Origin of the sequence: Vibrio sagamiensis NBRC 104589 (genome assembly GCF_007990935.1) — a bacterium.
Taxonomy (GTDB): Bacteria; Pseudomonadota; Gammaproteobacteria; order Enterobacterales; family Vibrionaceae; genus Vibrio; species Vibrio sagamiensis.
Genome location: NZ_BJXJ01000031.1, coordinates 1 through 25,343, shown reverse-complemented (window position 1 = coordinate 25,343; position 25,343 = coordinate 1). Strand labels below are relative to the sequence as shown.

General features: G+C 39.1%; 19 protein-coding genes and 1 pseudogene. 5 read left to right on the top strand and 15 right to left on the bottom strand.

Features of this window, described 5'->3' with window-relative positions; all coding sequences use genetic code 11:
* Positions 1-202: 202 nt before the first annotated feature.
* Positions 203-1,669: a hypothetical protein gene (locus VSA01S_RS14370; protein WP_227739608.1), complete on the bottom strand. Its 1,467-nt coding sequence runs from the start codon at positions 1,667-1,669 to the stop codon at positions 203-205.
* Between the two features lie 251 nt (positions 1,670-1,920).
* Between VSA01S_RS14370 and VSA01S_RS14365 the strand changes: the two genes are divergently transcribed.
* The 3 genes from VSA01S_RS14365 (at position 1,921) to VSA01S_RS20040 (ending at position 4,506) form a co-directional block, all read left to right on the top strand.
* Positions 1,921-3,018, top strand: coding sequence for a YdcF family protein (locus tag VSA01S_RS14365; RefSeq protein WP_039980099.1), 1,098 nt, complete (start codon positions 1,921-1,923; stop codon positions 3,016-3,018).
* 237 nt (positions 3,019-3,255) lie between these two features.
* Entirely contained in the window at positions 3,256-3,951 is a 696-nt protein-coding gene (locus VSA01S_RS14360; RefSeq protein ID WP_039980100.1) for an MOSC domain-containing protein, read from the top strand.
* 378 nt (positions 3,952-4,329) lie between these two features.
* Entirely contained in the window at positions 4,330-4,506 is a 177-nt protein-coding gene (locus VSA01S_RS20040; RefSeq protein WP_158000759.1) for a hypothetical protein, read from the top strand.
* A gap of 161 nt (positions 4,507-4,667) precedes the next feature.
* Here the strand turns inward: VSA01S_RS20040 and VSA01S_RS14355 are convergent, their stop codons facing one another.
* Entirely contained in the window at positions 4,668-5,666 is a 999-nt protein-coding gene (locus VSA01S_RS14355; RefSeq protein WP_050567281.1) for an arginine deiminase-related protein, read from the bottom strand.
* Between the two features lie 328 nt (positions 5,667-5,994).
* Here VSA01S_RS14355 and VSA01S_RS14350 point away from each other — a divergent pair, with 328 nt between their 5' ends.
* Both VSA01S_RS14350 and VSA01S_RS14345 read left to right on the top strand, forming a co-directional pair.
* Positions 5,995-7,833, top strand: coding sequence for an ABC transporter ATP-binding protein (locus tag VSA01S_RS14350; RefSeq protein ID WP_039980102.1), 1,839 nt, complete (start codon positions 5,995-5,997; stop codon positions 7,831-7,833).
* A gap of 265 nt (positions 7,834-8,098) precedes the next feature.
* Positions 8,099-8,806, top strand: a complete 708-nt coding sequence (locus VSA01S_RS14345) for a DUF445 domain-containing protein (protein WP_039980103.1) — start codon at positions 8,099-8,101, stop codon at positions 8,804-8,806.
* A 111-nt stretch (positions 8,807-8,917) separates the two neighbouring features.
* On the opposite strand, the gene VSA01S_RS14340 is transcribed toward VSA01S_RS14345, so the two are convergent.
* From VSA01S_RS14340 to VSA01S_RS14280, 13 genes and pseudogenes are all read right to left on the bottom strand, one after another.
* Positions 8,918-9,400: an Lrp/AsnC family transcriptional regulator gene (locus tag VSA01S_RS14340; protein WP_039980104.1), complete on the bottom strand. Its 483-nt coding sequence runs from the start codon at positions 9,398-9,400 to the stop codon at positions 8,918-8,920.
* A 136-nt stretch (positions 9,401-9,536) separates the two neighbouring features.
* The gene (putP, locus tag VSA01S_RS14335; RefSeq protein WP_039980105.1) at positions 9,537-11,030 is read right to left on the bottom strand and encodes a sodium/proline symporter PutP; all 1,494 of its coding nucleotides are present in this window, start codon (positions 11,028-11,030) and stop codon (positions 9,537-9,539) included.
* 136 nt (positions 11,031-11,166) lie between these two features.
* The gene (locus VSA01S_RS14330; protein ID WP_039980106.1) at positions 11,167-11,874 is read right to left on the bottom strand and encodes a 1-pyrroline-5-carboxylate dehydrogenase; all 708 of its coding nucleotides are present in this window, start codon (positions 11,872-11,874) and stop codon (positions 11,167-11,169) included.
* Between the two features lie 11 nt (positions 11,875-11,885).
* Positions 11,886-15,020, bottom strand: coding sequence for a bifunctional proline dehydrogenase/L-glutamate gamma-semialdehyde dehydrogenase PutA (gene putA / locus VSA01S_RS14325; protein WP_039980107.1), 3,135 nt, complete (start codon positions 15,018-15,020; stop codon positions 11,886-11,888).
* Between the two features lie 352 nt (positions 15,021-15,372).
* Entirely contained in the window at positions 15,373-16,188 is an 816-nt protein-coding gene (locus VSA01S_RS14320) for an AraC family transcriptional regulator (RefSeq protein ID WP_039980118.1), read from the bottom strand.
* A 241-nt stretch (positions 16,189-16,429) separates the two neighbouring features.
* Positions 16,430-17,065: a pyridoxamine 5'-phosphate oxidase gene (gene pdxH, locus VSA01S_RS14315; RefSeq protein ID WP_039980108.1), complete on the bottom strand. Its 636-nt coding sequence runs from the start codon at positions 17,063-17,065 to the stop codon at positions 16,430-16,432.
* A gap of 389 nt (positions 17,066-17,454) precedes the next feature.
* Positions 17,455-19,557, bottom strand: coding sequence for a peptidase domain-containing ABC transporter (locus tag VSA01S_RS14310; RefSeq protein WP_158000760.1), 2,103 nt, complete (start codon positions 19,555-19,557; stop codon positions 17,455-17,457).
* A gap of 9 nt (positions 19,558-19,566) precedes the next feature.
* Positions 19,567-20,787 carry an HlyD family secretion protein gene (locus VSA01S_RS14305; protein WP_039980109.1) on the bottom strand — a complete coding sequence of 407 codons (1,221 nt, stop codon included), beginning with the start codon at positions 20,785-20,787 and terminating at the stop codon, positions 19,567-19,569.
* Positions 20,788-21,062: 275 nt separating this feature from the next.
* Positions 21,063-22,238 carry a cyclophane-forming radical SAM/SPASM peptide maturase XyeB gene (gene xyeB, locus VSA01S_RS14300; RefSeq protein ID WP_039980110.1) on the bottom strand — a complete coding sequence of 392 codons (1,176 nt, stop codon included), beginning with the start codon at positions 22,236-22,238 and terminating at the stop codon, positions 21,063-21,065.
* A 62-nt stretch (positions 22,239-22,300) separates the two neighbouring features.
* Positions 22,301-22,468, bottom strand: coding sequence for a XyeA family cyclophane-containing RiPP triceptide (gene xyeA / locus VSA01S_RS14295; protein ID WP_083932216.1), 168 nt, complete (start codon positions 22,466-22,468; stop codon positions 22,301-22,303).
* A gap of 289 nt (positions 22,469-22,757) precedes the next feature.
* A pseudogene (locus tag VSA01S_RS14290) lies at positions 22,758-23,069 on the bottom strand (transposase); the annotation flags it as partial.
* Positions 23,070-23,370: 301 nt separating this feature from the next.
* Complete coding sequence (locus tag VSA01S_RS14285) at positions 23,371-23,646, bottom strand: putative quinol monooxygenase (protein WP_039980111.1); 276 nt, start codon at positions 23,644-23,646, stop codon at positions 23,371-23,373.
* 236 nt (positions 23,647-23,882) lie between these two features.
* Positions 23,883-25,082: a hypothetical protein gene (locus VSA01S_RS14280; RefSeq protein WP_039980112.1), complete on the bottom strand. Its 1,200-nt coding sequence runs from the start codon at positions 25,080-25,082 to the stop codon at positions 23,883-23,885.
* Between the last annotated feature and the right edge of the window lie 261 nt (positions 25,083-25,343).

Below are 25,343 nucleotides of genomic sequence, written 5' to 3'. Positions count from 1 at the left end.
TTCCAATAAAGACTTAGCACAAAAAATAATCAATTCAACCTTGTTGAAAGTGTGACATTCGATTAATTTATGTAACTTTTATTACTAAAATGTATTATTAGTTTATTTTGTGATAATTTGTGATTAAATTAAAATTATATAATTATAAAAAGTTTTATTTGCACGTTATATTCAAATCAGTGTGACTAGAGAATCAGCCTGATCACTGTCGGATCAAATAGCGTAATTTTTCAATCATAACTTTACCAACTCCTCTTTCATCCATAACTCCACACATACTGATATGGTCTTCTTTAACTTTTAAGTCACACACAAATAGACCATCGAACTGATGAGGTTTATCTAAACGAACTCTTAGATCAAGTGCAGTTTTCTTTATCGAGCCATTTTCCAATTTCATTTCATAGCCAATAATATTGATCTCAAGCGACTCTTTAGGAAACATAACGTCATAACTTTGCTCCCAATCAACAACAGCATCTTGCCAAACTAGGGTTGACACCTGCTCAATATAATTACAAGGTTGCTCTGTAGGTAATTTACATTCAGACAAACTAGGCTCTAAACAGCTCGGCCATCGATAGGTATTAGAGCAATTCTCAAACACGTCTCGATACATTTGCTTTGTTACTGCACAGACCTGGGCGATGTCTTTATATTGACATTGTTCCGAATGAGTAAATGCCATAAATTGATGCCATTTTTGTATTGCTAATTTTGCGGGACGATAGTCTTTGAATGCTTGCCAATAATCCATATCATCTGGTACCTGATATGCTGACGTTTGATAATTGATGACGCTATGATGTTTACCGAGATTGCTCTCAAACTCCCTTAATTTATCAGCAAAATTCAATAAATTAGTATCTGATAACACCATTGATTCACCAGAGACATAAGCTTTAACCTTAATCTCATAATTTTGTTGGTAATGACGATATTGCTCTAAAGTTTTACTATCAGCTGAACCTGAAATCAGCATCATATAACTGGCTGAAATCTCTGCTGCCGTATCGACAACATCCTTTGCTTGCTGAGTCTTTGATTTTACTTGCAACAGAAGAGAAAGCTCACGTCCATATTGAATACCATCCACTAATACATCGCCGCATATGTTTCTAAAGTTTGTTTTACTGATGTTCGTATTCGCTTGTAAGAGTGCCAAGGCTCTAGGGTCAATTGTTGGCCAAGCATCATTAATCAACGTATACGTTTTATCTTGAATCACAAAAGCCACGGTGTTGTTCTGCTCTAGGTTTTGAAAGCTATTCAACATATCCCGTTTAAATTGGCTGGATGCTGAAAAAGAACCATACCTGCCTTCAGCATTAAGAGATAAACTTGTTGAAAAAAACTCTTCGACTTCTGATTTACTCGATACAACTTGACCTTCAACAAAGCGACTGAAATTATCAATTCTTTGATAACTACCGTTGATTATACAGCGATTCCTTGTTGGCAGTTCTGTAACTAAATTAAACCCATAACCTAAACGGTTACCATTTAACTCTTTTGTTGAATCTCTTAATTTACTCATTTCAAATTGAGTTAATCGTTGATATTGTCCTTTCTTCCATAGGTTATTAGCTGATGTTGGTTTTGACATTGCATAGGCTGATTTATTGATACTGACAATACATAAGAAAAACATTATAAAGAACTTCATCATTTTTATATCCTTACTTTAAAAGATAAGTGATATTTAATGCGATAATTCGTTCTTGTTCATGCTAAATGTAAATATATTGTGATCAAACCTCACATTGGCTCTAACCTCATTTAGTGATACGGAGCAAATATTAACAAAGCAAACATTAATTTATATTTTTTATCCAGCACAGATCACAGTATCTTCATAGCGTAAAATTAGACTACCGTTCTGTCATTAAATATAACAAAAATAATAACTAGGACTAAATTATGAACAAAAATGTTTTTGCTATCGCCCTTGGTAGTATCTTAAGCTTCAGCGCCGTTTCTTATACTTCTGCTAGCCAACCACTAACAGCTCAGCCTTCTGTCGACTATGCACAACTGGTAACTCAACGCCAAGTCGTTGATCAACTATTGAATGATGCCTTGATCGCTTTTAAATCCCCAGCTCGAGTTTCAAATGCTGGATTTACAGCCAAAATACCCAGCAATATGGAAATTATCACTAATCGCTTATTAGAAGCATATCAATTAGAGCCATACCGAACTGATCTTTTAATTTCAGCGGCCAACGCTCAAATTTACAACAAAAACGTTGATAGAGCGATTGAGTTATTTGAGCAAGCTTTGACTGTTGCACCAGATAATGTGGATTTACATGCTTACCTTGCGGTTTGGCAACGCTTCAAGGAAGAGAATAAAAAGTCTCAGCAGCACATAGAGATTCTTAACAAACTAAATCCGGGTAAAGCTACTGATATACAGCGTATTTTTGCTACGATTGATCGTGTAATCACAATACCTCTAAAAGAAAAGCCACTAACAAATAAATTAGATGATAAAGGAGCAATCGTCACTCTCGGCTATGCATTAAACCCTGATGGCTCCATGCATGATGTATTAATCGCACGCTTGCAAACAACACTTGAAATAGCCAAAGCAGCCCCTAATGCGATCATTGTACTTACTGGCGGCATGCCTAAAAATCACAAGACCGAAGGTAAGTTGATGGCAGATTGGTTAATCGAGCGGGGGATCAGTAAAGAGCGGATTATTGAGGAAAACTATGCCACCAGCACCGTCGGAAATGCTCTTTATAGTAGCTATGCATTGGCACATCACGGCATAAAGCACGCTACAATCATCAGCTCTGCTAGCCATGTCCGTCGAGGACAAACTCTATTTGAAATAGCCAGTTGGCAAACTGGTCCACAAGGGATCACATTTGATACCGTAAGCTACCCAGATAGACCGTTGCATGAGTTGCAAAATGCCAGCAATAATGAATTACTTGGCATCTACCGAGATGCACTGAGAACCTATGGTATGTGGAGCTACCGTTCTTACCCACTAGAATCTCGCTAACTGTTTAGCTATTTCACCAACCTGTTGAACTTTTTAATAGTGCTTTCTACCACTTAATATCTTGGAGTTACTTAGAGATCTACTCAAGTAATTTCAAGATTCTCTGATATCAAAAGATTTCGATAAATTAGCACTCTCGATAATGCTTTATTTTATAGATCTACACCCATTGCTCTTTTAAATACAAAATAAAGTTAATATACTTTCCATTCTTTAACTAAAAAAACCGAAACTAATATGTCGACTTTAGGCCACATTAATGCTGTTCTAGCGGGCAAAGCTCTTCCATATGCTCATCAGTCACTCAGTGCAATCAATAAGAAAATACTTTCTGGCCGCCACTATGTTTCAACTCTTGGCTTATTACAAGATGAACAAGGTGATTCTCGTTTTCATGGAGGTTTACAAAAAGCACTTCACATTTATCCAAGCGAACATTACAAGTTTTGGCAGCAAGAACTGGGGCCATCGCCAGTCATTAATACTGTTGGCGCATTCGGTGAAAACTTAAGCTCATCAGGAATCACTGAGGCAACCATATGTCTCAATGACAAAATTCGTATTGGTTCAACGTTACTGGAAGTATCTCAAGGTCGTATGCCCTGTTGGAAACTGAATATTAGGTTTAACCAATGCAATATGGCTCATAAGCTGCAAGATACTTTGAAAACAGGCTGGTATTTCAGGGTGCTCGAAGAAGGAGAAATTGGTGTTGGAGATGAAATTATTTTGTGTGATAGACCATATCCTGACTGGTCACTCACAAAAATCATGCATATCATTTTTTCAGGTAACCTCGATAGCCAAGAGTTAAAACCATTGCTAAACATTCCATTAGTTGATTCTTGGCAAAAAGTCGTCGAACAACGTTTGAAAACTGGCTGCCTTGAAGATTGTCGACCACGTCTTATTGGACCTACACTAAAGGGGTAACATGAAAAATATTGTATGCCTTCATTAATTCTAAAACCTGAAAGTATTATTAAATTCGGGATATCACTCGCAAATCTTTCAACTTTTTAAAAATACTTAACATTATAATTTCAACCTTATATTTATTTTATAAATATAGTTTTCATAACCATAAAATAACAACTTTGTCATTATATGATATATTTGACATCTTTCTTGATAAATGACCTTGGTTCAAAAACAAGCTTCACATTAGTGTAATAAAAATGGAGCTAAAATTATTTAGACTATAACCTTAAGGACTGGTTGATGTTTGGAGTAAATTCCTATATTTAATTAACCTTAAATTACTTGGTTATGTAAACAGAGTTTTAATCACAAATTTAGTGGGAGGTTGTTATGGAAAAGTATTGCCCAATATGTCATACAGAAATGATTGACCGCAGTAATTACTTCATCTGTCCAAGGAACAATATTGGTGAGTGTATTTATGATGGCTATGAAGATAAAAATTTAGAATATCAATATAATGCCTATACAAATCAATATGAAATGGAAACCGCCACATTGATTTAATACCAAAGAATATTCGGCCAAATGATATACTTGCAGAGGGCGCGGGCCCTCTGCTCAGAATATATGCTCAATGAAAACAACGATATCGTTACCATATTCAAGAACCGAGTGTATATCGGTGAAAAAATACTTTTGAGTTACTGAAGCTCGGTATATTTGATTTACTTGAATGGCGTGCGAGGTAAGAATACCTCAGCCAGCATGCAACGCACGGAACCACCACCGATTGATTCTATTGTAGAGACATCAAAAGGCAACAACTTGCCATATTGAGAAAGTTTTTTGCGCTGAGTAGAGGAAAATGCATCATGAGCAGATTGAGACATGGCAATCACTTTGTCACCAGAGTCTGTCGTTAGTTGCAAAACGTTGCCACAGAATTGATTCATCTGTTCAAGAGATATTGAGATAATTTCCCTACTTTTTTTGATTGAATCGACAATAAACTTTCGCTTATGCTGAGAAATGACTTCGTCACAAATCACACAAAAACCTTCTCCCAATGCCATCATGACGTTAGTGTGATACACAGGAGCTCCCGAAGGTAAGCAGGTTTGAAATGATACCACTTTTTCATAGCTTATACGCTGAGCAAAATCCTCTAAAGCTAGTCGATCACAACGTTGTGACAAAGCGGCATAAATAGTTTGATTGATGTGATCAAAAACCATTACTCCCGTACTTTCTAAATAAGCACCATCTGAGAGGTATGAGAGTAAAGAATCTCGATGCTTTACTACATAACCTGCTTGTTCAAAGATCATGACTAAAGCTTCAGGTCGAACTTCATTACGACGATTCTCGCACGCCATAGGAAAGGTATATAAGCTTCCCTCAGATGTGGTACAAAACCAATTATTTGGAAAGACCGCATCTGGTGTAGGTAACTTTGATAATGGATAATCAAATTCAAGAACCTTCACTCCCTCTAAACGAAGCCTTGCTACCATCGTCGAAAACTCTTCCATTACGCGATGCAAAATATCTTCCTTAGATAGTCCTGTTGGGTTCTGAAATTCATTATCTTGAGCAGTTTCAGGATTAAAACTAAACTCTTTCGGAGGCACCATCACAACACAGCTGGCCGCTTGAATATATGGCTTGTCTGCCCCTTTTGAATAACAATGCTGTAGGCTAAGCTCAGCTCCATTTTTAAGCATTTTGGCTTCCTTGTTAAAACCACAAGAAAAATTGTAACGTAAATGTTGGTTTTTATTTTGCTTTTTTTTATATAAATCGAACCTAAATACAGTAAAATTTCGTGTAAACACCCGTAAAACCAATAAAATTCATTGTTATATAAATAACTTACACTCTCCCCTCCCACCTTGATAACATTAAAAGCTTAATATTAAAATCAATGCTAAAACCATATGATAACAAAAAAAATTATATTACATTACACTAACATTTAATCTGGTTATTCTACTGTAAAATCGGATGTTTACCATTAAACCTCCAGTTAGCCCTCTACTTTTAGGATTAGTTATGTTTAAGCGATTCGAAGGTTTCACTAAACCTTTTCCAAACCACGCAGCTAAGCAATCGCCATCAGGTATATTTGCTTTCTTGCGCCACTATACTCGGGGTTTCGAGAAACCTTTAATAATCATGTCGATTATGTCAACCATTGTCGCTATTGTTGAAGTGTCTCTATTTGGTGCTATGGGTCAACTTATTGACTGGTTATCGACCAGTAATCCCGAAACTTTTTTACAAGATAATAAGTCTGAACTTATTTTTTTCGCGGTACTTTTATTAATTATAATGCCGACACTGGTTGTTGTTTATTCCCTACTGATTCATCAAACGTTACTAGGCAACTACCCTATGTCCATTCGCTGGTTAACACACCGCTATCTGTTGAATCAAAGTCTGAACTTCTATCAAGATGACTTTGCAGGGCGCGTAGCTACAAAAGTGATGCAAACTTCACTTGCTGTCAGAGAAACAGTAATGAAAACCATGGATGTATTTGTTTACGTTTCGGTTTATTTCACGAGCATCATTGTAATGCTCGCAGCAGCAGACTGGCGCTTGATGATCCCGATGTTAATATGGTTATTTGTTTACATTGCAATTCAGATTTACTTTGTACCAAAACTAAAGAACGTCGCATCAGAACAAGCAGATGCTCGTTCAACGATGACAGGTCGCCTCGTTGATAGCTACACCAATATTCAAACCGTTAAACTCTTTTCACACAGTCAACGTGAGACAAGCTACGCCAAACAAGGAATGAAAGGTTTTTTAAATACCGTTTATCGCCAAATGCGTTTAGTAACTGGCTTCGATGTCGCTGTGGAAATTTCGAATTACTTATTGGTATTTTCTGTTGCCGCACTATCGATTTATTTATGGTTAGATAGCGCCATTACTGTCGGTGCTATCACAATTGCCATCAGTTTGGCTCTACGCATTAATGGGATGTCAATGTGGATAATGTGGGAAGTCGGAGCCTTATTTGAAAACTTGGGTACAGTCGTAGATGGCATGAAAACGTTATCTAAGCCGATTGATATTCAAGATAGGCCAGATGCTAAAGCACTTGAAGTCGAATCTGGTGGGATTGAATTTGACAACGTCAGCTTTCACTACGGAGAAAAGAAAGGAGTAATTAATAATCTTAATCTCAGTATCAAACCTGGTGAAAAAGTAGGGTTGGTTGGGCGTTCTGGTGCAGGTAAATCAACATTAGTTAACTTACTATTACGCTTCCACGATGTCGAACAAGGAAGCATTAAAATTGATGGACAAGATATTGCACTCGTCACGCAAGACTCACTTCGAGCGCAAATTGGTATGGTGACACAAGATACATCATTATTACATCGCTCAATTCGCGACAACATCTTATATGGTAGACCTGATGCCACTGAAACGGAACTCAGAAAAGCAACCAAGCAAGCTCATGCAGATGAATTTATCGAAAGCCTGAGTGACCCTTTTGGTAACGTAGGCTATGATGCCCAAGTCGGTGAACGGGGGGTGAAACTTTCAGGAGGGCAACGTCAGCGTATTGCTATTTCTAGAGTGCTACTTAAGGATGCTCCATTACTCATTTTGGATGAAGCAACTTCGGCCCTTGACTCAGAAGTAGAGTCAGCCATACAAGAAAGCTTAAATGAGCTGATGCAAGGAAAAACTGTGATTGCGATTGCTCACCGATTATCAACGATAGCACAAATGGATCGTCTCATCGTGCTTGATAAAGGCAACGTTGTTGAACAAGGTACCCATCAAGAGTTAGTTGCACAAAAAGGTATTTATGCACAGTTGTGGGCTCACCAGACTGGAGGTTTTATTGGTAAAGAAGCGGATACCTAAGGTTTCACATCATCTCATGCACAATGTTTCATCATTATACTAGGGGAAAGACCCTTTCCCTATCAAATTAAAATGGTCAAACAAAAGGATCTGAGCCAACTTATTGTGTCAGATAACGGGAAAAAGCCCGAGCTTTCGCTTGATTGTCTTACTTGAATTTGACTCAGTGACCTCACTCTGCATCAAGCATCTTGAGGTCGCTTGGGTATAAGTATAAAATTCTGTTTTCTGAATCACTCCTTTCACTCTTATATAATCGATCATTATGAATAAAAGTTTGCTGACCAATCTCATTGCCTGCACATTAATGGCCGTAGGGTATTATTTTCAAAATCATTTTATGTGGTATGCCGGACTATTCGCATTTTCAGGCGCAATCACCAACTGGCTAGCAATCCATATGCTGTTTGAAAAAGTGCCCGGGTTATATGGTTCTGGTGTGATTCCATCGCGCTTTGAAGAATTTAAGCTGGCGATAAAGACGCTCATGATGGAACAATTTTTTACTGAAGCAAATATCGATCGTTTCCTTAACCAAGAGATGTCTGGTTGCGTTAATATCAACCTCGCTCCTGTCATTGAAAAAGTGGATTTAAACCCGGCTTTTGATTCACTTGTCGAAGTCATTGAGGGCTCTCAGTTTGGCGGTATGCTAGCCATGCTAGGTGGAACCGAAGCCTTACAGCCAATGCGCCAGCCTTTTATCGACAAAATGAAAGTTTCAATTGTCGAGCTAAGTAAAAGCGACAGCATCAAAGAAGCACTCAAAGAACAAATTGAATCACCAAGCATGATGAATGAAATCAAGCAAAATGTTGAAAGTATTATCGATCAACGCCTGAGCGACCTGACTCCTAACCTTGTCAAAGAAATGGTGCAAAAGATGATCAAAGAGCATTTAGGCTGGCTGGTTGTTTGGGGAGGCATCTTTGGTGGGGTGATTGGATTATTGACTACGTTCTTTAATATTTAATTATTGCTCAAACATCAGAAACAGCAATAGAGCGTCATCTTTTGTCGCTCTATTTTTATTTGATTTTTCTCCATACCCAAGTGGTCTATCGTTAACCAGAGTATACTGCCTCTAAAGGACACGTAATAACTCTGGATTCACACCAAAGCCCGTTTTGTGTTCCTGAATCACAACTTCACTGCGTGTTTGAATCACGCCTGGTAGAGTCCCCAGCTTATTTGACATGAAATGCTGATACGCTTTTATGTTAGCCACACGCACTTTTATCATTGTGTCAAAATCCCCAGACAATGAGTAACATTCTTCAATTTCTGGCATTAACGCGACTGCTTTAGCGAATTTTTCAAAAATAGAAAAGCTACTTTGATCAAGACGAATATGGATAAATACTTGCATATCTAGCCCAAGCTTTTCTCCATTAAGTTCGGCATGATAACCACTGATGTAGCCCTCTTTTTCGAGACGCTTTACTCGTTCAGAGCATGGTGATGTGGTTAGGTTTACCTGCTTAGCTAACTCCACAACAGGTATTCTGCCTTTATTGTATAAGACATCGAGTATTTGTAGGTCTATTCTGTCCAGCTGATGACGCATTGGCCCTCCAAAATTAATAAAACCTTACCAATAGCCAACTACTAAATTGAGCCCCAAAATCACGCAAATGAGTGTTGACATAAAAAAACCCGCGACAGCCATTACACATCGCGGGTTCTAACTGATTGTCTAGCAGTTAGTCAAGCTCAATCAACTTTTTCTGGTACTGTTTATGTTGATCAAGAACATCAGGAGAAGCACCACCTGACAGTTTACTTACCGCAAAAATCATGACCGTTGATAAGATGATTCCAGGAACGATTTCATAAACATCAAACCAACCTCCTGTTAGCTGTTTCCACACAACCACAGTGATACCACCAACCAAAATACCGGCTAAGGCACCATTACGGTTCATGCCACTCCAGTATAGGCTTAGAACTACAGCAGGACCAAATGCAGCACCAAAACCAGCCCAAGCGTATGAAACCAATGTTAATACTGAGCTGTCTGGAGTCATCGCAAGTGCCAATGCAATCAGGGAAATGACAATCACGCCGATACGCCCCACCATCACAACTTCTTCAGAACTTGCTTTTGGCTTAAAGACCTGCTTATAAATATCCTCAGCGAGTGCCGAAGAAGATACCAGTAGCTGAGAATCTGCAGTGCTCATTACAGCAGCTAGGATTGCAGCCAACAAAATACCGGCAATCACAGGATGGAAAACTGAGTTCACCAGCAACATGAAGATTTTTTCACCATCTTCTAACTGCGGTCCATTATGAGAAGTCATCCATACTAAGCCGACTAGACCCACAAGTAGCGCTCCGACCATAGAAATAGATGTCCATATAACGGCAATACGACGTGCTGTTGTCAGATCTTTATTAGAGCGGGAAGCTTTAAAGCGAGCAAGGATATGTGGTTGACCAAAATACCCAAGTCCCCATGCAAGCAAGGAAATAATAGCAACAGCAGATAAAGGCTGGCCTTTAATATCATTCCATAAAGTCATTAACTCAGGATTTATATTATGTAAATCAGTCGTTAGTTGACCGACACCACCATCCATAACAGCAATTGGGACAATAAGAAGTGCTGCTGACATCAATAACCCCTGAACCAAGTCGGTCCAAGAAACAGCTAAAAAGCCACCAAATAAAGTATAGGAAACGACACAAACCGTACCGATGATCACGGCCAGACTATAGTCTAAACCAAATACGGTTTCAAAAAGTTTGCCACCCGCAACCAGTCCTGAACTGGTGTAAAAAAGGAAGAATAAAAGAATAAAAATTGCAGACAAAACCTGAATAAATTTCGATTTATCGTTAAAACGACGAGAGAGAAATTCAGGTAATGTCAGCGCATCAGTTTGAATACTGTAAGTACGTAGGCGCTTGGCACTAATCAACCAGTTAGCCCAGGTGCCTAATAAGAGACCTGCGGCTAACCAGAATGCTTCAATACCAGCAGCATAAGCATAACCAGGTAAACCAAGTAATAACCAGCCACTCATATCTGAAGCACCAGCTGAAAGGGCTGCGGGCCACGGACCAAGACTACGGCCACCTAAAAAATAGTCTGATGAGTTAACGGTTTTCTTATATGCGTAAATACCAATCCCTACCATAATCAGTAGGTAAGCCACAAAAGTGGATGTGATAGCAAAGCTGTTTTCTATCATTTGATAGTCCTCGTTATAATTATGTCCTTCCTTACCTGCTTTGATATTTTGCCCTCTCAGCAATACATCAAAGTAGCCATACCAACTCCGGCAGACTCTTCGGCCTGCTCTACGAAGTTGGTATATAAAGTTAGGGTTAGTGAGCGTCGCTCCCCATCTCAAGTAGGGTTGCATTACCGCCCACTGCGGTAATATTAATCGTTCGCGTACGCTCAGTAATAAAGCGCAGCGATAGATGAGGATCATGAGTCAATGTTGATGACTCTAAATCCGTTTCAGACACTAAGCCAACGATCGCGCCGTTGCGCTTAGCTAATTGTAAATTCAGTGCATGCTCAATATTTGAGTGCCCAATATATCCGACACTACGTACATCACTGTCTAACAATGACGCTGACGCATCATAGGCCACAACTTGAACCAAGTTAGAAGGCAAATTCACAGAAGATAACGCCTGGTTAATCACTTTATTAAGTTCAGCGTTGTCACTACAAACAACCACACTATTTCCTGCAACAAGGGCACAGGTAATCATGGCAAATACAGTGGATAAGGTATTTGCTTGATTAGCAAGACTGCTCTCACAAATAATCAGTGCAACCCCACGTCCTGCCGCATATAACTCGTTTGTTTCGCCTGTAGGACCAATCAGTTGATGTGTTTCTGCCAGCAATGAAGAAGCATGTTGCAAGTGATAAGAAACCACTTTTGCAACGCTATTATTTTGCGCTTCCAAGGCTGCTCTTAATGCTTTTAAATGGTCGTATTTATAATCAAAGCTGGTTAAATTCCACTGTTCCCAAGCAGAAAGTGCGTCTTTAAAATAAGCGATCTGATGAACCATATTACGACTCCTTATGCGTTGTCTGCTTGAGTAAGTGAATGCTGAGTAAATCGATATAGATAATGCGGGCCACCAGCCTTTGGTCCAGTACCAGATAAGCCTTGCCCACCAAACGGCTGAACACCAACAACGGCGCCAACTTGATCTCGGTTGATGTAGCAGTTACCCACACGCACATGCTTCTCAATCCAGCGGTAAGTGGTTTCATTACGGCTATGGATCCCCATTGTCAGGCCAAAGCCAGTAGTATTGATCTGATCGACTATGTTCGGTAACTCGTTCGCTTTAAAGCGAACAATATGCAGAATCGGACCGAATTGCTCTTCTTTTAACACATCAATGCTTGAGATCTCAAACGCACTCGGCGTCACAAAATCACCGTGCTCACATTCTGGATCTAGAGATAATTGAGCCACTTTTGTTTGGGTTTTGCTCATCTTTTCAATGTGGGCCAATAATTTATTTTTAGCATTCGCATCAATAACAGGGCCCACATCGGTTTTATGTAGGTAAGGGATACCGACTTGCAGCTCACTCATCGCACCTTTGATGAGATGGATAATGCGATCTGCCACATCTTCTTGCACAAACAACACTCGAAGTGCGGAACAGCGTTGCCCAGCAGATGCAAAAGCAGAGCGAATAACATCACGCACAACTTGCTCTGGCAGAGCGGTACTGTCGACGATCATGGCATTCTGGCCACCGGTCTCTGCGATGAATGGCACAGGTTTGGCGTCACGCTCCGCTAACGTCACATTGATCCGCTGCGCAGTTGCAGTTGAACCTGTAAAAGCAACACCCGCGATGGCATCATGCGATGTTAATGCATGACCAATTTCACCACCTCGTCCAGGCAATAGTTGAATCACACCTGTAGGGAAGCCTGCGGCAAACATTAATTCAATCGCACGAGCCGCAATCAAACTGGTTTGTTCTGCTGGTTTGGCGACCACCGTATTCCCCGCAATAAGTGCCGCAGTAATTTGACCAAGGAAGATTGCCAAAGGGAAGTTCCATGGACTAATACAGACGAAAACGCCCAACCCCTCTCGGCTTGACAGACGTTTAACGCCATCAAAACCTTCTAGTTCAATAGATTTTAGATTGCTAGCCTGCTTTGCATAGTAACGACAAAAATCCACCGCTTCGCGCACTTCATCGATACTGTCATGGATAGTCTTACCTGCTTCTTGATGACAAATAGCAACCAGTTCAGCAAGGTTATCTTCCATAAGATCGGCAAGTTTTTCTAAACAAGCTGCTTTGTTCTCAATCGATTCCTCTTTCCAAGCAGGGAAAGCGACATGAGCAACGTCAATGGCTTCGGAAACATGATCAAGAGTCGCGAAAGCAACTTGTCCCACTTCGATTCGGCGATCATAAGGCGCAGTGATTGTTTCTACGTATCCTTCCTTGATCATGCTTTCAGCTTTATTGGCACCGTTGATGATTGGCCCAGCTATCCACTTGTTATTTAAAAAGTGTTCAACTTGAGCTTCAAACGGCTTCGCCTCACTGTGGATATCAATATTGACCCCATAGGAGTTTTTACGCTCTGGGAAAATCCCCGTCGGCATAGGAATTTTTGCATTGTTTAACGTTTCAAAGCTGGTCAGTACGTCCACAGGATGCTGCGTCAATTCTGAGACAGGGCAGCGAGCATCAACCAAGCGGTGCACAAATGAGCTATTTGCGCCATTCTCTAATAAGCGACGAACTAGATAAGGGAGCAGATCTGCATGGCTGCCCACTGGAGCGTAAATACGCACGGGTTGACCATAGGTTTTCATTACATGGTTATATAACGAATCACCCATGCCATGTAGACGTTGGAACTCATAATCTTTGTGCCGTGCCATAACTGCAATGGCAGTCACTGTGTGCGCATTGTGACTCGCAAACTGAGGGAAAATATTGCCACGAACACCTTCACTCAATAGGAAACGGGCACACGCCAAATAAGCCACATCGGTCGCTTCTTTACGGGTATAAACCGGGTAGTTGTCATAACCCGCTTGCTGAGACCATTTAATTTCGCTGTCCCAATAAGCGCCCTTTACTAAACGCAGCGGGATAAGATCCCCTTGCTCTTTCGCCAAGCCATTTAGCCAGACCAAGACTGGTAATGCTCGTTTTGAATAAGCTTGAACAACAAGGCCGAATTTACCCCAACCTTTTACTTGTTCACTGCGATAAAGTTTTTCAAACAATTTCAATGACAGTTCAAGTCGATCGGCTTCTTCTGCATCAATCGTGATCGCAACATCCACTTCAATGGCACGCTGCAATAGCTGTGTCAATGTGTCACAAAGCTCTGTTAGCACTCGTTCTTCATTGGCAACTTCATAACGTGGATGAAGGGCAGAAAGTTTGATCGATACCGATGGTGCAGGGCTGTTATCACGTCGATTCGCATTTTCTCGGCCAACCGCTTCAATCGCCATTAAGTAGTCTTTAAAGTACTTCTGAGCGTCAGAAGAGGTCAATGCTGCTTCTCCGAGCATATCAAAGGAATAAGTAAACCCTTTGTCGCGCATCGATTGGCCATTTTTTTGTGCCTCTTCGATGGTACGGCCACGAACAAATTGGTGTCCCATGATTTTCATTGCTTGATACATCGCCTTACGAATCACAGGCTCGGAGAATTTATTCACTAGGCGATTCACGGCCTGTGACGGACTATTTGACTCTTGCCCACCCAGTCCAATGACTTTTCCAGTTAACATCAATCCCCAAGTAGATGCATTAACAAATACAGAATCCGAATTTTTTAAGTGAGATTTCCAATCCGCCACACTGAGCTTATCTTTAATCAAAGCGTCTGCTGTTGCGGAATCAGGAATACGCATTAGCGCTTCTGCAAGACACATAAGTAAAATACCTTCTTGGGTATCTAAACTGTATTCAAGTAGAAGCGCATCAATCATTTGGATCGATTTTTTGTCGGCTCGAATGGCCTCAATAAGTTGGGTTGTCTGAATCGTGACGGCCGTTTTTTCTTCTTCTGTTGGCATCGCTAATGGCAATAATTGTTCTAACCATTCCGACTCGTCCACCATATATAATGGCGAGATCAGTGACCACAACTTATCAAGCGGTTGCCCAATAAATTCCGGTGTCAACACGTTCTTTGCTGCAAACATGCGCTTTCCTCAATCTCTTCTTCGAAACCACTTCGAAGATTATCAATAGCAGGCAGTGTATTTTGAGGGCAATAAGAATACTTGTCAAAAACTCCGAGCTTTTTGTTTAAAACTCGCTTTTATAACAAAACACCTACATAGTCACATGCAAATTAGCAATATATTGCATTGCAAACTGTAAAATTTAACTTTAACTTACAACATTGATAATCAATACCTTACCACTTTGATTAAAATAGATACAAATAGATAAGCACTTTAATGAATATTAACGATCTTCACGTATTTTAAAAAATTGGAGTTAAGAGAAAAATAGACGAAAAAAGGTCAACGACTTGAGAAAATTTATAGTTTAAGCAAATTGTTTTTTGTACTGCGAAGGAGAAAGACCTTGCAGACGGCTAAATGTGTGAGTAAAAGTGCTCTGACTCGAAAAGCCGGTAAATTCCGCAATTTGTCCCAAGGTTAGTTGACCACGCTCTATCAAGTTACGCGCCATATCAATCCGTCTACCAAGCACATATTGATGAGGTGTTATACCAATTTGTTCTTTAAATAGGCTGTGGAATTGACTTTCACCTAAGAATACACTGCCAGCAAGCTGAGCTACGGTGATTTTATGACTAAGGTGAAGATCAATGTAACGATCTATCGCCTCTAGGTCGAAGCGAGATTCTTTACGTGAGGCATCGAACGAGGAAATGTGGCGCTGCATCAGTGCGATCACTGTATCATGGCATGCTCGACTCAATAAATGATCGTCAGGGGAACAGCGCATCTCTTGTACCAACATTTGGATCAACTTTTGAATTTGACCATCCAATTGAAAGTATAAGTGCTTCTTCTCTAAATCATTAATATAATTAAGAAACACGGGAGAACCACTGGCAGGTTTAGGCATATTTAAAACTAAAATGTCAGACTGATTTAGGGTCCCACCGAAAGCATGATCAGAGTGTGCCGTTACTACGCAACCTTGACCCGGACCGACAATATTACCCTGACCTCTCACTTCAAATTCCACTTGTCCTTTAAGACCAATCACAATCTGAGTGTAAGCATGCTCGTGACAATCCATATACGATGGTAACGTAATTAATTCTGCAGGTTTAGGCAGTTCACTCGTCACTTCAAGGGAGGAAGTTATTGAATTATCGAAGTTACTCATTCTGGACATTAGTTTTTGTTCACGATACTCGCCAGCATCATATACTTTATCGACAGGGTTGCAAATTTTCTCAATAGCAACACCAAGAAAAGCCCTAAAGATCATCAAGACTTTTACATGATCATCTGTCCGGAACGATGATCATGTAATATTAAACTACGGTTATTGTCTGGCCAATTTAGCTAATAAAAAGCCGCTTTGTATAAGTGCTCGCCAATGAGAATAAGAACACAGAGGCCAATTATGGAGCCAGTCTATCAATGTCCCAATGATCATGTTGATAAGAGAATAGAAATCTGTCGTGGAGACGGTGCTCGCCACCTTGCCAAAACTCGATACTTTGTGGTTTTACTCGAAAGCCTCCCCAAAAACTTGGAACAGGAATCTCACCACTAGCAAACTTCTGTTTTAATTCAAGAAACTTTCCTTCCAGAACTCCACGAGCAGAAATACGACTGCTTTGTTTACTTGCAATGGCTGCAAGTTGGCTTTCTTTTGGTCGAGAGGTAAAGTATTTCATATTTTCTACCGCACTTAGCTTTTCCACAGTACCTGTAATATGGACTTGGCGTTCAAGAGGATGCCATGGAAAGTGCAGACTAATATTATGGTTATGTTCCAGCTGTTGTGCTTTTCGACTACCAAGGTTAGTAAAAAAGACAAATCCAGCTTCATCAACATTTTTTAATAGAACAATTCGCTGGAATGGCATACCCGTTTTATCAACCGTCGCAACTGTCATGGCTGTTGGATCGGCAATGCCGGACTCCACAGCTTGTGCTAACCAAAGGTTAAATTGCTCAATGGGATCCGCTTTTAGATCTTTACGACGCAACCCCCCTCTGGTGTATTCACGACGCATATCAGTAAGTTCCATCTTTACTCCTCATTCGTTTTTTTAAAGATTGTCCTCCGGATAGTGACGAATTACAAGTACGGTGAGATAAACTAGATTATTAACCCATTTTTTGGGGCTTGTTGCAAAAAACTTCACAATTCGAGAAGCTTTAACTATGGTTTACCACTAAGCGATATGTCACTCCAAGACTTCTCTTCTTATTGTACATTTATTTATCGCTCTAGAATTTCACGCTGTTTATTCACTATGCTACTAAACTTTAAAATTGACTTGGTACATATAAATAAGACAACTTAATATGATGATATTAATACGCACCAAGCGATGTATTATTTAGAATAATAAAATTAGATACTTTGATGGGCAACTCAGAAGCATATTTAATTTTAGTAAAAAAACAGATTATACTAGGCAACATCTGAGCTAATATGCTTTCGGTTCCATTGAAGACCGTCAGTCCACTGTTTTGACGATATATCAAATATTCTATCTGCTGACATAATCATTTCTGGTCGATGGGCAACAAACACTCTTGTAATGGGAAGTTGAGAAATAGAGTTTGTTATTTTTTTCTCATTCGCAATATCTAGGTCACTCGTTGCTTCATCTAAAAGCAAGATGTTCGGCTCCCGATATAAAGCTCGTGCGATAGAAATTCTTTGTTTTTGACCGCCGGATAATGTGTTGCCAATATCGCCTATCATTGATTCGTATGCTTGTGGTAGTGATTCTATTTCATTGTTTATTGCAGCATAGGAAGAACATTGGAGCATTAAGTTTGAATTTGGATATTCTGAGAAACCTGTAATATTTTGCTTTATACTGCCAGCGAGAAGCTTTTCATCTTGCATCACAAACGCTATATGATCTCTCAAATGGCTTTTTTTGATATTGGCAGTATTTATACCATTAATTAATACTTGCCCACCAGTGGGCTCATAAAACCCTGCTAATACCTGTAGAAACGTAGATTTACCACACCCTGAAGGACCGATAATAGCTATGCTTTCACCCTGCTTTATCTCTAGGCTGATATCAGAGAAAATATCTGGCTCACTATCTGAATAACGAAAAGACAAATTATTAACAATAATATTACCATTAAGTGTAGGGACTGGCGCATTATCTATATCTTTTTCAATCGGTGAAACCGCAATGTCAGTCAATCTTTGACTATGCATTGACACTAAGCAAAAGTCCGATACTGCATCTACAAGATTAATACTTCGACTGACTACCATTTCAGCGTACAACATGATGGCAAGCAGTATTCCCGCAGTCATCCCTTCATCAATTTGTACAGCTCCAAAGCCTAATACGTATATTGCAGAAAAACCACCTAATAAGACGCCAATTGTTTTAGTAAATAGGTCCAATTTAAACAACTGATTTCCTGAATGTGTCGTAGTGACGACATGATTAATCCATTCTCTTCGCCGAACAGACGCTAGATTTGACATCTTGATTGCTGCAATGGCTCTTACGGTTTCTAAAAAGTGGGATGATTGACGAGCCTCTGATGTGATATGTTCTATTTTTCTCGCACGATAGTTCGGAAATATACATATTTTTAAAAGCACGTAACTTGCTGCAGCAATACATGGACCAAGAGCCAGTATAGGAGAATAAGTAAACATTAGTATAATAGAGATTATTATCACAAAAGCATCGAGTACTGAAGCAATGAGGTCAGCAGTAAAAGTATCTTGAATAGCAGTAAGAGACTGGAAGCGCGATGCGACATCGCCAGTATGCCGTTTTTCAAAAAAAGGCAGTTTGAGCTTAATAAGACGATTAAAAAATTTTTCCGACCACTTAACTCCGAGTGTATAACGTACATTCATCAACACCCAAGCTCTCACGACTGAGAAAATAGACTTAATTAGTAGTGCAGAAATAACGAGTAGAGTAACAAAAATAACTCCTTCTGTGTCTGATGACTTTATTAGGGTGTCAATGGTAAACTGCGTCGCAGCAGGAACAGCGATAGTAAGTAATTCAATTAGAGCTGACAAAGCAATCACCCCAAAAAGTATTTTTCCTAATCCTTTTATCCCCTGAAATAAATCCGATACATTTACATTCGTTTCTATCGGCTTTTTATCAAAAGCTTCTGTAGGCCAAGCTTCTATAATTATTCCTGTAAAGTGATCGGATAGCTCTTGTAAAGATATATGCCGCCGCCCAATTGCAGGATCGTGTATAATTGCACCTTTACGGTTAGCTTTGATTAGCACTACGAAATGGTTGAATGACCAATGTAAGATTATTGGCTGTTTAAGTGACTTAATATCATCAATATCAGTACGTGATGCATGTGCTGTCATACCAATTCTCTCGAAAGAGTGAATTAACTGTCTTAATGTCATGCCTTGGTTTGCTGTACCGCATAAGTGTCGAGTTGATGATAAATCGATGCGTTTACCAAAATAACACGAAAGCATAGCAATACAAGCTAACCCACACTCATTTGTTTCCGATTGCAAGATAAGCGGAGTTTTATAGCTCAAAAAAAACATTTACATGGACTCACTATTAATGCGATTAAAACTGTGTTTCATTGGTGTTAGTAACCACTCCCATATTGATCGCCGATTTGTAAGGATATCCGCTTCAACTTTGACACCAACAGGAAAATCAAGGGATGTATCGATAGGTTTTATTAAAATATTAAAGTTTCTGTGTTCAGTGCTTAAGCTTGAGGGGCTCAAACTTTTCTGTACCACTTTACCTTGCACTTTTCCAAACCATTCCCAAGGTTTCGACTCGATACGCATAAGCACTCTTTGACCAACTTTGACCCGACTAAGAGCACTTGGAGGTAGCGATATTTCAATTAAAGTTTCTGTTTCTAACGGGAGAACTACTGCTGCAACATCACCTGGCTTAACTTGCTGCCCTTCCTTTACCGTCAAAGAGGAGATCACACCACTTATTGGGGCGACAATTTGAGATTCCACTAGTGCCAATGAGGCGACAATCTCTTGATATAGTTGAGCTTTTTTTTGACGTATGTCTGTAATATCCTTTTTTTCTCGGGATTCTGAAGAAGACAATGCCTCTTGTAATTCAATAAGTTCACTTTCTACTTTAGCTATATCAATACGATATGAATTGAGCTTGCCAATAGATGTGTAGTAATCATTTTCATAACTAATTTTTTCTTGAGCTGTGGTTAAGTTACGGGCACTTGAGTTTACAAAATCCCTCACGCGCTTCTGCAAAATGACACTTCTATCATATTCATCCTTTTTAGCTGCTTTTATAAGCACCATTTCATTTTTTTTAACTTTTATTTTTGACTTTAGGTGTAGTCTTTCGGTTTCTCCTTCATTTAATCTTTGCCGCTCGCGGAGATCCAATTGCGACAGCTGTGAGCGCTTTGAAGTAACAAGTGCTTGATTTACGCTCCCTTGTGAATAAACAGTATCACTTGAGACTGTGGCAATTGTATCGCCCTTCTGAACCTCACTTCCTTGAGTTACGTTGACACTGTTAACTCGGCCATGTTGATCAAAACTCCCTTCTACTGCCGATGGGAAGTAAGTAACATATCCACTAACAGAAATGCGCTGGGTATAAGAGCTAAAAAGAAGCATTACCAAAATCACAAACACCGCAGCAGCACAATAAAGTGATATGGGTAACACCGATGGAACCGATACGGAAAACTTTCCTAACCAAGCATTATTTTTAAACTCTAGGGCTTCTGGACGAAATATAGGCCTTTCTTCAGACATAGAATATTACCGTTTTAGGTAAAGAGTAGTTGTATTTAGTTATAAAATTATTTTATTCCTAGTACACCATCAAAACATTGATATTTTGAAGCGTCAGTAAATATAGCAATCTCTGTTCATCAGAGTCGAATGATTCCATTTGAGAAATATTACAATATCCTTTTGATGTTTGAGGAACTATACGACCACAATCATAAACCTTAACCTTTATAGTAAAACTATCCGAAAAGATAAAGTGATGAAATATGCCATTATCTAGTAATAATATCACTTATTCAATTATGTACTCCTAGGTTAGTTAATATTTTCTCTTCTGGTATTCCAGATGAAATTAGATGGGATGCAGTACGGCTCATTATTTTTCTTATTGATGGGCAATAAACTGAATTACGATTAAAGTCATCCTCTTTGGAATACCTTTGTATATGTCTACCACCACCACATATATTTTTCCATATACACTCACTACAGGGCTCAGGAGTTTGATTATTGACTTGCATATACTTCTGCATTTGCCAAGAGTTGATTGACTCTGAAAGCGTAAGATCTTTTATATTACCTATAGAGGTAAAAATATTGTCATTAGTAGCTCGGAGTGTATCATCAATATAAAGCTCTCCCTCAGAGCTGACTGTGTAAGCAATTGTATCGTTGGTGGACTTACTCATACCCATTACAGGATTAAAATTAGATGCTAGCATTGAATGAATATGGGTGTGAAAATAGCGAACGTAAATATCTTTATCTGCATCATTAAAAAGCTCGTCTAGTGCTGAGCAATAAAACTCAGCCAAAGAATGAGGATCTTCGCATGTATCATGACTTTCATCAGGAATAAGAAAATCAAACTTCTTACATCCGAGAACATCTACGAAATGTCGATATATATCAGCACCTTTAACGCTAGGATTAGCCACACATAAAATACCTGGCTCGTCAGCTATCTTTCCTTCTTCCCATGCAGCTTGAAGTTTCTTCAGTCCAGCAACGGTGTCATCGTAGGTCCCACGACCTTTTCTATCAATTCGATGTTTATCATTAATATGCTTTGGTCCATCAATTGATATTCCGACACTTACGTCATACTTTGAAAAAATATCAATCCATTCATCATCAATGAGAATAGCATTTGTCTGGCATGCGAGGCTTAGTCTTGAGTTTTGGTAATCGCCACTCATTAACTCTTTGCAAGCGGCTTTAAAACGCTCTTTGCCCATCATTAATGGTTCACCACCATGAAAATCTACTTGAAGGCTTTCAATTTCATATTCACGCGTAGCCCGCTCAAAAAAATGTTTTAAATGCTTTATATTTTGATGAGAAATAATTGGCTTTGAGTTAATTGCAATGTCATTACCCAAGTTAAAGACATAGCAATAAGTACAATTTATATTACACCTTTCACTGACTTTTAGGATAATTTCAAGGTGTTTTATTTTTTTTCTTATCATTCTAAGTCTCCAAATAAATTAAGAAAGGGAGTGGTTGTAACCACTCCGAAATTTAATTGAAATTAAAATCGTTTTGTAAAACGAGCAAATGCATTAACCCAACCACCTGAAACACTATCAAGCATAGATTGAACAAGTTCATTCTTATCTTTATTTTTTTCAGGTTTCACTTCTTTATTCAAAGAAACAGATGCATTATTGATGGTAATTTCTTTTTCTAGTTTAGACATTTTTTTCTCCTTAAATATTATGTACTGTGTTGCATATCATGATTTGCGCTAAGAACTTTATATAATCGAACTTAATATTCCAATCAAAAACTATAAATATTGTGACAATGATCTTTATAAAATTTTATAAGTATTTAAATTAAAACCTTTATTTCAAGAATAAAATTATCCTAATAGTGCATAAAATTGTAGTAAACCTTTAATTAAACCCGCCCAAAAACAATATATTCCTTCAACTTGAAGATGCAGCCTTCAATACCTGAAAATTATCCGTAATTCTCGATATCAATTAACCTGCAACTACTGGTAGTCTCACATCAAAAAACTTTTTGATAGCAGAGATGAGTGCTGCTTTGGAGGAAAAATAAACATTGTTCACCACATGCTTATTCATTACTTTCAAAAGTCGTTCTATTGGGTTTAAGTTTGGGCTATATTGGGGTAGGTAATGAAATTCAATATTAAGTACTTTTGCAGCATTTATCACCACTTCTGACCGATGATAGGCAGCTCCATCAAGCACAATATGCACGTTTTTTCTGGTGGATTATGCTCCATCTATCACTTCATAAGTATCTGTAATCGTCACGCTAATGTCTTTCGCGACAGGACACCAATTAGTGTTCTGCACAACTAAATCAGGACGTTTTACTTAAGGAATGTTGCTAATACTCCATTGGTGACAGATCATCATTAGTGGTATGCCGGTTTTCTAAGTTGTAATAACGCATAAGTTACCCAGCTCGATTGAGGCTGTATAAATTTTGGAAAGAAGCTTGTTAATGTGTGGATTCTAACGTGTTAGATTTGGACTAGAAAGAGTATTACTTAATTCAATGTTAATAGACAGCGTAATATGGAACGGCACTTAATGGTTGATACCATAGTCTCTTGTAATGCGCTTACCCTAAAATTTTGTAATGACGTTTAACATTTAATGTCACTTTGCCCCAGTATGATGATTTTACTCGGGCTTGGTGTTGCTCAAAGGCAGCTTTGTCGACAAACTCTTCGAAAACATCAAAACGCAACGGATTGTCTGAATTTTCAGAAACACTGAAAGAAATGCAACCTTGCTCTTTTAACGTTAACTTTTTGTGGTTACTCAGTTCACGTTTTACTATCTGCAAATCTTGTTCAGGAACCAAAATGTAACCTTTCAGTGTAATTTTAGACATTAGCTAGTGCTTCGATTTTCAACCCACTCAATTTGGACCCACTAAATCAGAACAACATCCACAAGTAAATCATCGATTACAAAAAATCTACTATGTAACTGACTGAAAATGTAGATTGACAAGCATTTTTTGTCTAATAAAAGTTACATAGCTTATAGATAACCATAAGTGGTTGTAATTTAATTGATGATTACGGATATATACCGCTCAAAAACCAATTTGAGTTTAACCCGGGTTTATAGGTATAGATTCGCAAGCTCATGCCACTTTTTCTCACCAATAACTTTGGTTAAGTCTGCGATTGCTGATTCAGAAAGGCTGCCATCATCGTTGTAAGTCAGAGTCGGCAGTCGAGTATCTAAGCTCTCTCCTTTCTCGATTAAGCTATGATCAATCGCTTGCCAAAATGCAGGGCCCTTAACGTAAAATAGTGGGTAATATTGGTACTGCTCTTGCTTAGCGACAAGGCGGTTGGCTTCTAACAATCCCGTGCTTGCAAATGGGAAACTGCGCTCAAAGTCATGCCATTGAGCTTGCGGGTCGACGAAATCATAAGGTGTCTTACCTAAAGACTTAATACCATAGTACTCCGCGATACTTTCGGATGCCCACATTGGTGAAGTTGTATCGAGCAAGTGCATGGACTCGTGAGCCGCAATTTTAAGCAGCATTGGCATATCGTCCTCTTCTAACTTTCCATTATTTAACAGGGCGTTAATAAGTATTTTATCGCTACCTGCAGCGCCACTGACACTGCCAACTTGTTTATCTCGGCTAAAAAAAACGATATCCCACTGCTTCACACTACTATCAGGAAATAAACGAGTGAGATAATCTAATTGAGATTCCAGTGCCGGTTTCCAGTCGTCCATCGTGTGTAAAATCTGCTCGGTATCTGTGGTAATTTTGATCGCTTTACCATTGATATTTAATTCGACAGGCTTAAGGCCCCAGACAACAAACAGCGGTGGTTGATCGGCATCAGGCAACCTCCCACATTCACCATCCGGAGCACAAACTTGTGCAGGAATAGGTTGGCCATGATGCGTAGAAAACCGAGGCAGGGAATTAAACTCACTGATAAAACGCCAACCCTTATTGGGTTCATAACTATCGATTTGTTCAGCGATATCGAAACCGTCTTGCCCTATCTCAACAAGTGGTAGTTGCCAAGCAACATGATCACATTGAATAAGTGTTTGATATTCAATAGAGGATAGACTTCTATCCTTATTAGTGCAGAACAAAGGAGGTTGTGTGTCATTAGTATGCGTTCTTGCCGGCAGAGCATAAAATGTTCCAAGTTGCTTAGTATCAACGCTGACAATAATAACGTTGGGGCGATCAGCTAACTGCTCTAGTTGATACGTAAGCGTTGATACTGACGTTGATACTGAAGAAGTGATGAGTGCAGTAGAGAGCAAAAATACAGACATAAATAAGCACAAGTTATTTGTAATAACAGTTGGAGTTGGGGTGATGAAATTAGTTCAATCAAGACTTCCCTTATGTGACTATTGCATCAAGCCTCAAAATGGACGAGATGATAAAGGCTTATATCTATTAAATAACTACCCCCAAATACCTTTGAGATATTCGGGGGATTGTTTTTATCACTTAATCATCAAATGACGTTTATGTTCCGCTGTTACCGCGTGCAAATTTTTATTGTGAATATACCGTTCTTTCGTTATTAA

Bases quoted from the DNA above. Each gene is read 5' to 3' on its own strand.
- VSA01S_RS14320 (WP_039980118.1), bottom strand. From the start codon at position 16,188: ATGAGTAACTTCGATAATTCAATAACTTCCTCCCTTGAAGTGACGAGT.
- VSA01S_RS14350 (WP_039980102.1), top strand. From the start codon at position 5,995: ATGTTTAAGCGATTCGAAGGTTTCACTAAACCTTTTCCAAACCACGCA.
- VSA01S_RS14365 (WP_039980099.1), top strand. From the start codon at position 1,921: ATGAACAAAAATGTTTTTGCTATCGCCCTTGGTAGTATCTTAAGCTTC.
- xyeB (WP_039980110.1), bottom strand. From the start codon at position 22,238: ATGATAAGAAAAAAAATAAAACACCTTGAAATTATCCTAAAAGTCAGT.
- xyeA (WP_083932216.1), bottom strand. From the start codon at position 22,468: ATGTCTAAACTAGAAAAAGAAATTACCATCAATAATGCATCTGTTTCT.
- VSA01S_RS14370 (WP_227739608.1), bottom strand. From the start codon at position 1,669: ATGATGAAGTTCTTTATAATGTTTTTCTTATGTATTGTCAGTATCAAT.
- VSA01S_RS14360 (WP_039980100.1), top strand. From the start codon at position 3,256: ATGTCGACTTTAGGCCACATTAATGCTGTTCTAGCGGGCAAAGCTCTT.
- pdxH (WP_039980108.1), bottom strand. From the start codon at position 17,065: ATGGAACTTACTGATATGCGTCGTGAATACACCAGAGGGGGGTTGCGT.
- VSA01S_RS14355 (WP_050567281.1), bottom strand. From the start codon at position 5,666: ATGCTTAAAAATGGAGCTGAGCTTAGCCTACAGCATTGTTATTCAAAA.
- putP (WP_039980105.1), bottom strand. From the start codon at position 11,030: ATGATAGAAAACAGCTTTGCTATCACATCCACTTTTGTGGCTTACCTA.
- putA (WP_039980107.1), bottom strand. From the start codon at position 15,020: ATGTTTGCAGCAAAGAACGTGTTGACACCGGAATTTATTGGGCAACCG.
- VSA01S_RS14305 (WP_039980109.1), bottom strand. From the start codon at position 20,787: ATGTCTGAAGAAAGGCCTATATTTCGTCCAGAAGCCCTAGAGTTTAAA.
- VSA01S_RS14340 (WP_039980104.1), bottom strand. From the start codon at position 9,400: ATGCGTCATCAGCTGGACAGAATAGACCTACAAATACTCGATGTCTTA.
- VSA01S_RS20040 (WP_158000759.1), top strand. From the start codon at position 4,330: ATGGAAAAGTATTGCCCAATATGTCATACAGAAATGATTGACCGCAGT.
- VSA01S_RS14345 (WP_039980103.1), top strand. From the start codon at position 8,099: ATGAATAAAAGTTTGCTGACCAATCTCATTGCCTGCACATTAATGGCC.
- VSA01S_RS14330 (WP_039980106.1), bottom strand. From the start codon at position 11,874: ATGGTTCATCAGATCGCTTATTTTAAAGACGCACTTTCTGCTTGGGAA.
- VSA01S_RS14280 (WP_039980112.1), bottom strand. From the start codon at position 25,082: ATGTCTGTATTTTTGCTCTCTACTGCACTCATCACTTCTTCAGTATCA.
- VSA01S_RS14285 (WP_039980111.1), bottom strand. From the start codon at position 23,646: ATGTCTAAAATTACACTGAAAGGTTACATTTTGGTTCCTGAACAAGAT.